We start from the raw sequence: 12,915 nt of genomic DNA, 5'->3' as shown, positions 1-12,915 counted from the left end.
GTGATCACCCATGGCAGCAAGACCGTTGAACGAGATCGTCGAACCGGGCTGGGCCCGGGCCCTGGAGCCGGTGGCGGGGCAGATCGCCGCGATGGGCGACTTCCTGCGCACGGAGATCGCGGCCGGGAGGACCTACGTCCCCTCCGGCGCGAACGTCCTGCGCGCCTTCCAGCAGCCCTTCGACGAGGTGAAGGTGCTCATCGTCGGACAGGACCCGTACCCCACCCCGGGGCACGCGATGGGCCTGTCCTTCTCCGTGGCGCCCGAGGTGGACCCGTGGCCGCCCAGCCTGGACAACATCTTCCGCGAACTGCACGCGGACCTCGGCACCGGCCGGCCGCTGAACGGCGACCTGACCCCGTGGACCCGGCAGGGCGTCCTGCTGCTGAACCGCGCGCTCACCACCGCCCCCCGCAAGACCGGCGGCCACCGCGGCAAGGGCTGGGAGGCGGTCACCGAGCAGGCGATCCGCGCCCTGGCGGCGCGCGGCAAGCCGCTGGTGTCGGTGCTGTGGGGGCGTGACGCCCGCAACCTCCGGCCGCTGCTGGGCGACCTGCCCGCCGTGGAGTCGGTCCACCCCTCCCCGATGTCCGCGGCCAACGGCTTCTTCGGCTCCCGGCCCTTCAGCCGGACCAATGAGCTGCTGGTGGGCCTGGGTGCGGAGCCGGTCGACTGGCGCCTGCCGACGGTCAGTTGAACCTTATATGACATTGAGCTACGACATTCCACGGATAAATACGGACAGAAGCCGCCCGAACAGGCCCTGCCCGAACACGTCGTTCCGATGAACCAGTAGCATGCGGCGCCATGAGCTCCCCCACTGGGCCCGCCAACGGCCTGCCCGTACGAATGCCGCGACCCCGCCAGACCGGACGGCACCGCCGGCCCGAGCCCGCGGTGGCGCCCGAGGGCGCGCCCGCGCTGGTGCTCGCCGTGCCCGGTGCTCCCTCCGCCGCCTCGCGCGGTCTCGCGGAAGAGATCATCAGCATCGGCCGCTCCGAGCTGCCCGGCCTGGACGCCCGGATCGGGTACCTCGAAGGTGACGACGCCGAGGGGGCCGAGTTCCCCTCGCTCTCCGGCGTGCTGACCGCCGTCGCCAACGAGCGGACCGCGCGCGCCGAGTTCGCGCGCGCCGCCGGGCACGAGGTGCCCGCGCCGACCGGCCCCGACGCCGTGGTCGTGCCCCTGCTGGCCGGCCCCGACGGCGACCTGCTGCGCCGGGTCCGCCAGGCGCTGATGGACTCCTCCGCCGCCGCCGAGCTGGCCGACGTACTCGGTCCGCACCCGCTGCTCGCCGAGGGCCTGCACGTCCGGCTCTCCGAGGCCGGCCTGGCCCGCGCCGACCGGGCCCGCCTGTTCACCGTGGCCACCGCGGCCGACGGCATCATCCTGGCCACCACCGGCGGCGAGGAGGCCGTCCAGGCCGCCGGGATCACCGGCATGCTGCTGGCCGCCCGCCTCGCGGTGCCCGTGATCGCCGCGGCTCTGGACCAGGAGGGATCGGTGGCCGCCGTCGCCGCCGAGCTCCGCGGCTCCGGTTCCGCCCAGCTGGCCCTGGCGCCGTACCTGATCGGTCCCGAGGCCGCCGAGGGGCTGCTGGACACCGCCTGCAAGGAGGCGGACTGCGCCGCCGCCGAGGTGCTCGGTGCCTACCCGGCGCTCGGCAAGCTCGCCGTCGCCCAGTACAGCGCCGCCCTCGGGATCACGCTGGGCGCCGCCGCCCACTGAGGTCCCGTACGACACGGCGAGGGCCCGCCCCGGATCCGGGGCGGGCCCTCGCCGTACCGGTGGACCGCCACCCGGGGCCCACGGCTCCGGGGTCAGCCGAAGACCACGCAGGAGGCGGCCGGTACGGCGACGGAACCGGCGCGGCGCGGATGCCCGGTCAGCGGGTCGACCTCGAACCAGGTGACGTCGCCCGAGCGCTCGTTGGCCGCGTAGAGCCGGCGCCCCGAGGGATCGACCGCGAGATCGCGGGGCCAGCGGCCGCCGCAGCCGACGGTGCCGGTGAGCTGCGGCTTCTCCGGGCCTCCGGCGAGCGAGAAGGTCACGAGGGTGTCGGGGCCGCGGACGGCCGCCCACACGAAGCGCCCGTCGGGCGAGGCCACGATCGCGGAGGGATGGGCCCGTGCGGCCCCCGGGGCGCCCGCTGGGGCGACCGGAACCTCGCCGACCGGTTGCAGTTGCCCGGAGCCCGCGTTCCAGCGGCAGACGGTCAGCTGCGGCTCCAGCTCGTGCAGTACGTAGACCACCTCGCCCGACGGGTGGAAGGCGAGGTGGCGCGGCCCGGTGCCGGCGCGCAGCACCACCTCCGCGTGCACCCGGAGCTCCCCGGTGGCCGGGTCGAGCACGCAGACCCGTACGGAGTCGGTGCCCAGGTCCACGCTCAGCACCCACCGGCCGGTGGGGTCGGGCAGCACCTGGTGGGCGTGCGGCGCCTCCTGCCGGCCGGCGTCGGGTCCGGAGCCCCGGTGGGTGAGGACGGAGGCGGGCCCGTGGAGGCCGCCGTCCCCGGCGAGCGGCAGGCTGCTGACGCTGCCCGAACCGTAGTTGGCGGTGAGCAGCCGGCGTCCGGCCGGGGCGAGGTGGGTGGGCCCCGAGCCGCCGACGCGGACGGGCGCCCCCAGCGGGACCAGCCCCCCGGGGACGGGGCGGAAGGCGGCCGCCGCGCCCCGCTCGGTCTCGCTGACCGCGTAGAGCACTCCGGTGCCGCGGTCGAGGGCCAGGTAGGAGGGGTCGGCCAGGGAGCCCTCCGTCGCCAGCGGGGTCAGCGCCCCGGTGGCCGGATCCACGGCCGCGGTGGTGATGCCGCGGCCGCCCCCCGAGGTGAACGAGCCGATGTGGGCCCGGTGTCCGCCGCTCTGGTCCGTGCTGTCCGCGTCGTCCACGGGTGCCCCTCCTCCGCCGTTCCGGATCCGTACGGGCCGACCGTAACAGAAGGTCTAGACCAAGTCCTCGCCTCTGGCGCGTTCCTGGGCACCGGCGTGGTGCACGTACGCGGTGGCGCTCGGCCGGTCCTCGTAGGTCCGGTGGAAGACTGGGGTCGCCGCACCGGAGATCGGCGGGACGATCCAGGACCAGTCCGCGCCCACCTCGCGCCCCTTGCTCTCCTCCCTTTCCAGGTGGGAGAGGAACCGCCGGGACTCGGTGTGGTGGTCGGCAATGGTGACCCCGGCCTCGTCGAAGGAGTGCAGCACGGCCCGGTTGAGTTCGACCAGAGCCCGGTCCTTCCAGAGCGAGCGGTCGCTGGTGGTGGCCAGGCCGAGCCTGCGGGCCACGGCCGGCAGGAGGTTGTAGCGGTCGGTGTCGGCGAGGTTGCGGGCGCCGATCTCGGTGCCCATGTACCAGCCGTTGAAGGGGGCGGCCGGGTAGTGCACCCCGCCGATCTCCAGGCACATGTTGGAGATGGCGGGAACGGCGTGCCAGCGCAGGTCCCAGTCGCCCCAGTCGTCCCGCCGGTCCGGGTGCCGGATCGGCACCTCCAGCACGGCGTCGACGGGGGTGTCGAACCAGCGGGGCTTGTCGTCGACGCCCTGGACCACCAGCGGGAGGAGGTCGAAGGGGGTGCCGGCGCCGCCCGCCCAGCCGTGCCGCAGCAGGGCCTCGGTCAGCGGGGCGTTGCGGGCGTCCCCGACGGTGATGGAGTGATGGTCCCCGTAGCCGGCGTAGCGCACCAGCTGCTCGTTCCAGATCAGCGGGCCGGGGCGGTCCGGGGCGTCGGGGGCGAAGACCGTGATCGTGGGGCGGACGCGGCCGCCGTTGGTGGCCTCGCGCAGGTGCGCGAAGCACTCGTCGGCTATGTCCTCGGCCTCGGTGAGCGTGCGGCGGTCGCGCACGCGCAGCGAGTTCCAGTAGAGGCGGCCTATGCAGCGGTTGCTGTTGCGCCAGGCCACGCGGGCGCCGTGGACCAGCTCCCGGGGGGTGTGCCGGTAGGTGCCGGTGTCCGCGAGCTCCGCCCGTACCTCGGCGAGCCGGGCCCGCGGATCGCCGGCCTCCGGATTCTCCCGGTGGAAGAGCCGGATGAACTCCTCGGCTTCTTCCCACACCTGCGCGGCGCTCGCGTTCTGCTGGAGAATTTCCATCCCGACCCGCTACCCCCCGTCCGACCAGATCCACCCTGTACGTGCCGGATGAATGTGCTGTGAACAATCACCCGTTGTACCTGTCGCAGGTCAGCGCCGTGAGCGGGGCGGGCAGGGAACACCCGTCCGAGTGGTCTTCGCCCGTTGGCCCGCGGTGGGGGCTGCGGCGGTCGTATCATCCGCCGCAGCCGGACGACCGGACGGTCAGTCGCAGGGACGGCTCACGCCCCGACGGTGGCCAGCGGAGCGCGGGGGTCGGTGCGCAGGGGCGCGGCGAGGGCCGCCAGGGCCTCCTCCAGGCCGTGGAGGTGGGCCAGCGCGGGCTCCGCGGCGGCCGGTCGGGGCTTCTCGGTCCGCGGGGCGGCCGGACCGGCGGTGCCCTGCGGGGCGGTGAGCGCCTCGACGGCCGCCTCCACGCGCCAGCAGGCGGCGGCGAGCCGGGCGTCGTGCGAGGCCTGCGGGTCGGCGGCGACGGCCACCAGCCCGCGCACCTCGCGGGCGCAGTCGTCGAGCAGCGCCAGCACCTGCCGGGCGCGGGCCTTGCGGGCGCGCAGCGGGCTCAGCGGGTGGACCAGCGGCGCGAGGGCCATCCGCACCCGGCCCAGCAGCAGCTCCAGCTCGGCGGCGTGGGGGGCGGGGTCGGCGGCCGGGTCCCCCGCGAGCCGGTCGAGGGAGGCCGCGGTGGACGCCCGTACGCAGTGCAGCGCGCGCTGGATCCAGGCGTCGTTGGCGGCGTGCGTGGTGACCGGGAGGACCAGGACCACGGCGAGCGAGGCGCCCAGCGCGCCGACGGCCGTCTCCTGGAAGCGGAGCAGCAGCAGGCCGGGGTGCAGCACGCCGAGGAGCCCGTAGAGGAGGCCGGCCATGACGGTGACGAAGAACATCATCCAGGAGTACGAGGGCGCCGCCGTGTAGAAGATGCCGAAGACGCACACCGCGACGAGGGCGGCGGTGGGCGCGGGCGCCCCGTGCAGCGGTACGGCGATCAGCAGTCCGGCCGCGATGCCGATGACGGTGCCCAGCACCCGGCGGAAGCCGCGCACCAGGGTCTCGCCGCGCGAGGCGGTGTTGACGAAGATCCACCAGGCGGTGCCGACGGCCCAGTACCAGCGGTCCTCGGACAGCGCCTGGCCGACGGCGAGGGCGAAGCCGCAGGCGGCGGTGGCCTGGAAGGCCTGCCGGGTCGTGGGGCGGGCCAGACCGGTGCCGGGCAGCCCCGGCGGGGCGGCCGGGGGCGGGGTGCGGCGCTCGATGGGCCACAGGACGAAGCGGGCGGCCCCCGCGGACAGCAGCGCCAGCCCGACGGCCGCGAACAGCTCCGGGAGCTGGGCGGGCACGGCGTGCAGGAACTGGGTGACGAAGAACATCATGAAGGCGAAGACGCCGAGGGCGTGGCCGCGCGGTCCCCAGCGGCGGGCGTAGACCCCGGCGAAGACCACGGCGAGGAAGCCGGCGTCCCGGGCCTGGGGCATCCCGTGCAGGGTGGTGGCCAGCGCCAGGACGGGGAAACCGGCGGCGGGCAGCAGGGCGGTGGTCACCCGCTGGGCGCGCACGTCCGCGTCGAGGACGGTGAACAGCGCGAGCAGGGCGGCGAGTCCGCCGGTGATGGAGGCGGTCAGGGAGAGCCCCGCCAGTTCGGCCGCGACGACGGCGAGTCCCACGCCGACGACCGCGCGCAGTGAGTTCCTGAGTCTGGTGCGCCCCGGGTCCGGAGCCACGAACATTCTCTTCACGGCGGTGTGCCGCCCCCCTTGCGATGGAGCACGCCGGGCCGCCTGCCGCCCGGGGGTGGTGGGCGGTGTGGGGGCACGGCGAAGGCGCCACGGTCCGGACCGGCCTCGTTGCCGTCCGGCGCTGCGTGGCGCCGTAAGTACATGGATACGCCACAGATAACCATCCGGAGGCCCACTGGCTCAAGCGGGCCCCCTGCCACTGGGCCATTGGCACAGCCGCGGCGTCCGGAAATCGACCGGGATCCGACCGGCGGACCAGGACGGCCCGGAGGCGGGTACGTTCGGCCGTACGGGGTGCGGCTCTGGCCACCGAGGCTGCGACGGGGGCCGCACTCCGGCGGACCGCGCGGGGGCGTCAGGCGGTGTTGGCGGCCACCGCGGTGAAGAGGGCCCCGTCGGGGTCGCGCAGGGTGACGGAGCGGCTGGTTCCCGTGGTCTGGACCGGGGAGGCGACGCTCCCGCCGAGGGCCGTCGCCCGCTCGACGGCGGCTTCGAGGTCGGGGACGTGGAAGTGGGTGTGCCAGCGGGGGCGGACGTGCGGGTCGGGGTCCGCCTCGATCGCGCCGCCGGTGATCCGGGCGACGGTGTCCCGGCCGTGCCGCAGGACCACGCGGTCGTGCTCGTAGGAGACGGTGCAGCAGCCCGTGCTGTCATCGGCCCAGTCGAGGACCTGGCCGTAGAAGATGGCGGCGGCGAAGGCGTCGCGGGTGCGCAGTTCCAGCCAGGCGGGGGCGGAGCCGCGTCCGACGCTCCAGTCGGGGATGACCCCGCCCTGCCAGAAGCCGAAGACGGCCCCGTCGGGGTCGGCCGCCAGGGCGGCGCGGCCCGTCCCGAAGGGGAGCGGGCCGACGGCCACGGTGGCGCCGCGCTCACGGACGCGCGCGGCGGTCACGTCGGCGTCGTCGACGGCGAAGTACGGGGTCCAGCCCACGGGCAGGCCCGGCGAGGGGGCCGGCGCGCCGATGCCCGCGACCGGCGTCCCGTCGCGGAAGGCCACCGAGAGGCCGTCCCCGGTGTCGCGGAACTCCCACCCCATCACCGCGGCGTAGAACTCCTGGCCTGCCGGGAGGTCCCGGGTCATCAGGCTGACCCAGCAGGGCACGCCCGCGAGCTCATGGCTGGATGTCGACACCGGTCCCACGTCTCCTCTGCCGCGCGGCGTACGGAACCGGCCCACCGTAGCCCTGCCGGGCCGTGCGGGCGGTGAGGCTCGGCAGCACCCGCCCGATCGGACGCAGCGTGCCGGGCGGCGGCCGGGGGCTGCGGGACGCGCCGTCGGCGGGAGCCGGGGCGAGGTGGGGGTGCCGACCGGTTTCGAGGCGGGCATACCTTTCATACGTGCGGACATGTGCGCGCTCGGCCTTGGGTTGAAGGGATCATCCGGTGGCGTTTCCTCACATTCCTCAGATTGGCGGACGCGAAGCCTCCGCCCCGTGCGCGACCGTGTGGGCGGTGGGCGTGGTGATGGTGGTGACTCCTTGTCCGGCGCGGGAGGCGCACCGCGTACTGGCGGCCGCTGCCGCGGCGGCACGCATCGGCGTCGAGGGGCTGGCGGCTTCGATGGCCGCCGCCGCGTGGGGCGTGAAGGCGCCCAAGGGAGTGGAGCGGGCCCTGCGGCGGGCCGTGGAGGCGGCCCGTACGTCGGGGGCCGGCGGGGCCGGGGCGGGGACGGCTCCGGCCCGGCCGCTGGTGCCGAGCCGGGAGCGGACGGAGGAGGCCCTCGGCCGCTTCCGCGGGTGCCGGGCCTGGCTGTGGGCCGACCCGGCGGACGAGCGCGCCCGCCGGGCGATGGACGACGCCACGTACACGCTGTGCGTGCTGATGGGCCGCCCCACGGCGTACGAGGCGCTGCGCGCCGCGGAACTCCGCCTCGCGGACGGCGCCCACCACGCTCCGCGGGAGATGGACGGGACCGGCCTCGCCGTCTGACCCGCCGGACCGGAGGTTCCGGACCGGAGGTTCCGGGCCGCTTCAAACCTCCCGCGCGGCGGATTCCCCCGGTCGGCCGAAGTCCGGTGGCCGCTCGGCCGATCGGGGGCTCTCATGGGACAGCGGGCGGTTTCCCGCCCACCCACGCAAGCGCGGAAAGGCGTCCTCATGTACGAAATGCGCGCTGAATCCCCGGACGGCCTCGGTGAACTCCTCTGGCACGTCCTCTCCAAGGAACCCTCCTCCGGCACCCTCTGCGGCCGGCACGCCCCGCCACCGCCCGCCGTCCCCGCCATATCCGACGGAACGGCCGGCGAGCGCTACTGCGCGCCCTGCATGACGGCCTTCCGCTCCGCGGTGCAGGCCCATGCCGACAATGCCCTGAGCCCCGAAGCCGCGTAGCCGGCCGCCCGGCGCACCCGCACCACCCGCCCCACCCGTCGGGCCCCCTGGGCCCGGACACCGGAGGTCCCCGGTGTCCGGGCCCCTGTGCGCGCCGTCGCCCCTCCTCGTCCGCGGGACCGGGCCCCCGTAAGGCCCGTTCAGGCCTCGTCGGGGACGTGGAGGTCCAGTACGCAGATGTCGTCGCGGTGGCGCGGCCGCAGGGCGACGAGGGTCCGGGCGAGGGTTTCGCCCCGGCCCTCGCGCACGAGGCGCAGGGCGGTGTCGGCGAGCCGGGCGAGGCCGGTCCGGATGTCCTCCCCCGGCTCCTCGACGAGACCGTCGGTGTAGAGCAGCAGGTGGTCACCGGGCAGCAGGTCGGCCACGGACTGGCCGTACTCGGCCCCGAAGGCGGCGCCGAGCAGGACGCCCTTGGGCTGCGGGAGGAAGCGCGCGCCCTCGCCGCGGATCAGCAGGGGCGGCAGGTGCCCGGCCCGTACCCAGGTCAGACGCCGGTCCGAGGGGCGGTAGCGGCCCATCACCATGGTGGCGGTGGCGCCCCCGGCCGGGTCGGAGGCGGTGTGGAGCAGCAGTCGGTTGAGCCGGGCCAGGACCTCGGGCAGCGCCGACCCCGTGATGGCCATCCCCTTGGCCGTGAACCGCAGCTGGGCCATGGTGCCGACGGCGGGCAGCCCGTGGCCCGCGACGTCCCCGACCACGAACAGGGCGCTGCGGTCGGGAAGTTCGATGGCGCTGTACCAGTCGCCGCCGACGTTGATGCCACTGTCGGCGGGCACGTAGGCGACGTCGACGCAGAGACCGGCGAGTTCCAGGGACTGTTCGGGGATCGGCAGCAGGGTGTTCTGGAGGTTGGCGGCGAGCGCGCGCTCGGCTTCGAACCTGCCGCGTTGGACGAGGACGTCGCGTTCGCTCTCCAGCAGGGCGCGTTCGGCGTCCTGCCGGGCCGTGACGTCCTGGAGGAGTCCGTGGACCTCGACCGGCCGGCCGTCGGCGTCCGTCAGCGCCTCGGCGACCATCCGGACGTGGCGCACGCCGTGGGGGGTGTTGATGCGGAAGACCTCGTCCACGGACCCGCCCCGGCCCAGCAGCCGGGCGACGGCCGCGTCGACGGCGGGCCGGTCCGCCGCTGGCAGGTGGCGGGGCAGGTCCTCCAGCCGGACAGGCCCCAGGGCGGGGTCACGGTCGAAGATCGCGTAGACCTGGTCGGACCAGACGGCGGTCCCCGTCACCGGGTTCCAGCCCGCCCAGCCGAGGTTGCCGAGCCGCTGCATGTCCGCGAGGCGCCGGAGCTCCCGCTCGTCGCCGTCGTGGCGGAGCCAGGAGACGACCAGGTGCTCCCCCAGCGCGGTCGCCCGGACCGAGTACACGGACCGCTTCGGGACCCCGGCGAGCACCTCCTCGTAGGTGAACGGTTCGCCCTCGTACGGCCTGCCCGTCGTCAGCGCGTCCAGGTAGCCCTCCCACACGGCGGTGCCCGCCACGGTGGGGTACGTCTCCAGCACGCGCAGGCCCACGAGTTCCCGGCCCCGGCGTCCGGCCACGTCGACCGAGTCCGGGGCGGCCGCGTCGATCCGGTAGTCCTCCACTTCGCCGCCGGCCCCGCGCAGGGGGGTGAGCAGGACCGCGGGCCCGGCCAGGGCGTCAAGGATCCGCTGGACGGCGTCCGCGTCGGCCGGGGCCCCGCCGGCCTCCGCCGGGTCGTCGGGCCGGGTGGGGCCGGGGCGTCCGAACGTGCGGAGCGGGCCGCCGCAGAGCCGTACGGCACGCCGCAGCAGGTCCCTGGTGGACGGGCCGAAGGGCCCCGGTCCGGTCCGCAGGAAGCCGATGACGGCCCCGGGGGCACCGTCGCGGGACACGGGCAGCCAGGCGCGCGCGGGCCAGCGGTCCGGTGGGCCGATCAGCGTGTGGCGCCGGGCGTCGCCGACCGGATCCTGCAGCCACAGCGGCTCGCCGCCGCTGAGGGCCTGGAGGGCGGCGAGCCCGCCGAGCGGCGGGACGTGGCGCCACTGGCCCGCCACCACGTCGCCCACACCGGCGTGGCCCACCAGCTCCAGGGCGCCGCCGTGGGTCGCCACGTAGATCATCACTCCGTCGAGGTCCGGGACCTCCGTCGGGGCCAGCTCCCCGCGGAGCAGCTCGGCGACGTCGTCGCCGGTGCGCGCGCCCACCAGCCCTTCGGCCAGCCGGGCCAGGACCGTGGCGGCGGCCGCCGGGCCGGGGGTCCCGCGGGTGCGGACGGCCGGCGTGGCGGGCGTCGGCGGGGGTGGGGGCGGATCCGGCGGGGAGTCCGCGCCCGCCCGTCCGAGGGTGATCCAGCACTCTTCCAGGACGGTCCGGCCCCGCCGCGCGGCGTGCGCGACGAGCCGCTCGTGGGCGGCCTCGGCGGAGATCCCGAGCCGGCCCATGAGCACGCCTTGGGCCCGCTCCACGACGACCGCGGTCGCGAGGACGCCCTTCAGGTCCACGATCTCCGAGCGCAGCCTGGCGACGGTCCTGGCCAGCGCGAGGACCTCGGGTGCCGTGCCCTCGCCGACGGAGGCGGCATCGCTGTCCATGCCACGAGCATGGCACGTGCGGCGCCCCGGCGACGGCCCTCCGGGGAAGCTCCGCCGGCGCCGGTGCGGTCGCGTCCGGATCCCGTCCGAGGTGTACGGGGCTCCGCCAGGGGCAGTCGCCGGGCATGAGCTTCGAGCATCCGGCGGAGAGGCACGGCGACGGGCGGATCGGCCGCTTCGGGAAGCTGGCCGAACTCGCCTCCAATTTCACGAGCTCGGCGGCGTTCTCCGTGGTGTGCCTGGTGCTGGTCGCCGGGTTCGTGGCCGTGCACCTCGCGGGCCTGCCCTTGAGCTGGCAGCTGTTCGCCGGGGACACGATGGCGGCCGTGTCGCTGCTGCTGCTGGCCTTGCTGAAGAACTCCGAACGGCGCGCGGAGCACGCGATCCAGCAGAAGCTGGACGCGATCGCCGCCGCGCTGCTGGAGCAGCAGCGCGGCGAGCCGGGACGGGCGGCCCGTCGGCTCCGGGAGGCCATCCGGGCACAGGACGAGGCCTGAACGGGACGCGGCCCGCCCCACCGGGCCCGCGCCCGCCGGCAGGACGGCCTTGCGGTCGCCGGGGGCCGCGGTGGCGGCGACCATGGGAGGGTGCACGGCGCACCGGTGGACGTTCTGGTCGCGGGCGCGGGCCCGGTGGGGCTGACCGCGGCGATCGAGCTGCGCCGGCGCGGGGTCGGCTGCCGGCTGGTGGACCGGCTGCCGGAGCGGATGCCGTACGCGAAGGCGGTGGGCATCCAGCCGCGCACGCTGGAACTGTGGGACCGGATGGGGCTGGTGCGGGCCGTGCTGGACGCCGCGATCCCGATGCGCGGGCAGCTGGTGTACGTCGACGGCCGGGAGCGGGCACGGGTGGAGATGTCGCTGCCGGGCGACGTCCCCTACGGTTTCGCCGCTCTGCCGCAGAACGAGACCGAGCGGCTCCTGGAAGAGTTCCTCGCCCGGTTCGGCACCCGGATCGAGCGGAACACCGAACTGGTGTCCTTCGCGCAGGACCCCGACGGGGTGACCTGCCGGCTCGTCGGGCCGGACGGCGAGGAGGAGGTGCGCGCCGGGTTCCTGGTGGGGTGCGACGGGGCCCACAGCACGGTGCGCAAGGGGCTCGGCCTCGGCTTCGAGGGCGGGGCGTTCCCCGAGGAGTACATGCTGGCCGACGTGGTGGTGGACTGGGACCTGCCCCACGCCTACGGGGTCCGGGCCCTGCACCACGACGCCGCCGGCGCCCTGGACGACCTGCTGGTGTGCATTCCGCTGCCGGGTCCGGGCCGGTACCGGGCGTCGATGCTGGTGCCGCCGGAGCTGTCCGCCCCGCCGGCCGGCGAGGACGGGGTGGCGCACGGGCTGGAGGGCGGCCGGGCCCCCGGGCTCTCCCATGTGCAGGCGGTCCTGGACCGTCTGGCGCCGCGGCCCGCGACCGCCTCCGGCCTGCGCTGGTCCTCGGTCTTCCGGATCAGCCACCGGATCGTCGACCGGTACGGCGACGGGCGGGTCTTCGTCGCCGGGGACGCGGCGCACATCCATCCCCCGACCGGCGCGCAGGGCATGAACACCGGGATCCAGGACGCGTGGAACCTGGCCTGGAAGCTGGCCCTGGCCGTCGACGGGACGGCGCACCCGCGGCTGACGGCCAGTTACGACGCCGAGCGCCGGCCGGTCGGCGAGGAGGTCGTCGGGCGGACCGTGCGGCACGCCAACCAGGGCGTTCCGGGCGACGCCGGGGACCTGACGACCGTACTGATGCGCGAGGCGCAGCTGCTCGTCGGCTATCCGGACAGCCCGCTGGTGCGCCCCGCGGGCCCGGACGGCGCCGGTCCCGCACCGCGCCCCGGCGATCGCGCTCCCGACTGCGACGGGCTGATCGGGCGCATCGAGAACCGGCCCGTCCGCCTGCACGAGCTGCTGCGGGGCAGCGAGCACGTGCTCCTGCTCTGCGCCGACGGCCCGCAGGCCCCTTGCGTCCCCGAACTCGCCTCACTGACCGGCGGGTTGCCCGCGGGACGGCTCACGGCGTACGCGGTCCTCACCGAGGGCGGGACCGCGCCCGCCTGGGCTCCGATGCCGGTGTACCTCGACGGGCGGGGCGAGTTCCGCCGGGTCTACGGGGTCCGGGAGCCGACCGCCTTCGTGGTCCGGCCGGACGGCCACCTCGGGGCCCGGCTGTGCCCGCCGGCGGCCGGGGAGCTGTCCGCGTACCTGTCGGGGGTGTTCGCGGACTGAG

At 75.7% G+C, this 12,915-nt stretch carries 11 protein-coding genes; 6 read left to right on the top strand and 5 right to left on the bottom strand.

The features are described from left to right. The first annotated feature begins 10 nt into the window (after nt 1-10). Both SLAV_RS32135 and SLAV_RS32130 read left to right on the top strand, forming a co-directional pair. Nucleotides 11-697 (top strand): uracil-DNA glycosylase, encoded by a 687-nt coding sequence (locus SLAV_RS32135; protein ID WP_030232773.1) that lies wholly within the window; start codon nt 11-13, stop codon nt 695-697. Nucleotides 698-807: 110 nt separating this feature from the next. Continuing rightward, the gene (locus SLAV_RS32130) at nt 808-1,728 is read left to right on the top strand and encodes a sirohydrochlorin chelatase (protein ID WP_100661109.1); all 921 of its coding nucleotides are present in this window, start codon (nt 808-810) and stop codon (nt 1,726-1,728) included. Nucleotides 1,729-1,820: 92 nt separating this feature from the next. Here SLAV_RS32130 and SLAV_RS32125 read toward each other — a convergent pair whose 3' ends face one another. From SLAV_RS32125 to SLAV_RS32110, 4 genes are all read right to left on the bottom strand, one after another. Next, complete coding sequence (locus SLAV_RS32125; protein WP_030232771.1) at nt 1,821-2,888, bottom strand: lactonase family protein; 1,068 nt, start codon at nt 2,886-2,888, stop codon at nt 1,821-1,823. Nucleotides 2,889-2,942: 54 nt separating this feature from the next. Beyond that, entirely contained in the window at nt 2,943-4,082 is a 1,140-nt protein-coding gene (locus tag SLAV_RS32120) for a nitric oxide synthase oxygenase (protein ID WP_030232768.1), read from the bottom strand. 221 nt (nt 4,083-4,303) lie between these two features. Further along, nucleotides 4,304-5,806 carry an FUSC family protein gene (locus SLAV_RS32115; RefSeq protein WP_030232764.1) on the bottom strand — a complete coding sequence of 501 codons (1,503 nt, stop codon included), beginning with the start codon at nt 5,804-5,806 and terminating at the stop codon, nt 4,304-4,306. Between the two features lie 364 nt (nt 5,807-6,170). Next, nucleotides 6,171-6,896 (bottom strand): VOC family protein, encoded by a 726-nt coding sequence (locus SLAV_RS32110; RefSeq protein WP_037687692.1) that lies wholly within the window; start codon nt 6,894-6,896, stop codon nt 6,171-6,173. A gap of 371 nt (nt 6,897-7,267) precedes the next feature. On the opposite strand from SLAV_RS32110, the gene SLAV_RS32105 reads away from it, so the two are divergent. After that, nucleotides 7,268-7,744: a DUF5133 domain-containing protein gene (locus tag SLAV_RS32105; protein ID WP_234333695.1), complete on the top strand. Its 477-nt coding sequence runs from the start codon at nt 7,268-7,270 to the stop codon at nt 7,742-7,744. A 168-nt stretch (nt 7,745-7,912) separates the two neighbouring features. Then, nucleotides 7,913-8,146: a hypothetical protein gene (locus tag SLAV_RS32100; RefSeq protein ID WP_030232758.1), complete on the top strand. Its 234-nt coding sequence runs from the start codon at nt 7,913-7,915 to the stop codon at nt 8,144-8,146. Between the two features lie 140 nt (nt 8,147-8,286). Here the strand turns inward: SLAV_RS32100 and SLAV_RS32095 are convergent, their stop codons facing one another. Then, nucleotides 8,287-10,701, bottom strand: a complete 2,415-nt coding sequence (locus SLAV_RS32095) for a SpoIIE family protein phosphatase (RefSeq protein ID WP_030232756.1) — start codon at nt 10,699-10,701, stop codon at nt 8,287-8,289. Nucleotides 10,702-10,826: 125 nt separating this feature from the next. Here SLAV_RS32095 and SLAV_RS32090 point away from each other — a divergent pair, with 125 nt between their 5' ends. Beyond that, nucleotides 10,827-11,198: a hypothetical protein gene (locus SLAV_RS32090; protein WP_030232753.1), complete on the top strand. Its 372-nt coding sequence runs from the start codon at nt 10,827-10,829 to the stop codon at nt 11,196-11,198. A 90-nt stretch (nt 11,199-11,288) separates the two neighbouring features. After that, nucleotides 11,289-12,914 (top strand): FAD-dependent monooxygenase, encoded by a 1,626-nt coding sequence (locus SLAV_RS32085; protein ID WP_030232751.1) that lies wholly within the window; start codon nt 11,289-11,291, stop codon nt 12,912-12,914. Nucleotide 12,915: the final 1 nt, after the last annotated feature.

The organism is Streptomyces lavendulae subsp. lavendulae (assembly GCF_002803845.1).
In the GTDB taxonomy this organism is placed as follows: domain Bacteria; phylum Actinomycetota; class Actinomycetes; order Streptomycetales; family Streptomycetaceae; genus Streptomyces; species Streptomyces lavendulae.
Note: the sequence above shows the minus strand (reverse complement) of the source record. Positions and strands in the feature narration are given on the sequence as shown.

What these genes read in the sequence shown, in the direction of transcription:
- SLAV_RS32120 (WP_030232768.1), bottom strand. Translation starts at nt 4,082, where the DNA reads ATGGAAATTCTCCAGCAGAACGCGAGCGCCGCGCAGGTGTGGGAAGAA.
- SLAV_RS32110 (WP_037687692.1), bottom strand. Translation starts at nt 6,896, where the DNA reads ATGACCCGGGACCTCCCGGCAGGCCAGGAGTTCTACGCCGCGGTGATG.
- SLAV_RS32095 (WP_030232756.1), bottom strand. Translation starts at nt 10,701, where the DNA reads ATGGACAGCGATGCCGCCTCCGTCGGCGAGGGCACGGCACCCGAGGTC.
- SLAV_RS32130 (WP_100661109.1), top strand. Translation starts at nt 808, where the DNA reads ATGAGCTCCCCCACTGGGCCCGCCAACGGCCTGCCCGTACGAATGCCG.
- SLAV_RS32090 (WP_030232753.1), top strand. Translation starts at nt 10,827, where the DNA reads ATGAGCTTCGAGCATCCGGCGGAGAGGCACGGCGACGGGCGGATCGGC.
- SLAV_RS32100 (WP_030232758.1), top strand. Translation starts at nt 7,913, where the DNA reads ATGTACGAAATGCGCGCTGAATCCCCGGACGGCCTCGGTGAACTCCTC.
- SLAV_RS32135 (WP_030232773.1), top strand. Translation starts at nt 11, where the DNA reads ATGGCAGCAAGACCGTTGAACGAGATCGTCGAACCGGGCTGGGCCCGG.
- SLAV_RS32115 (WP_030232764.1), bottom strand. Translation starts at nt 5,806, where the DNA reads ATGTTCGTGGCTCCGGACCCGGGGCGCACCAGACTCAGGAACTCACTG.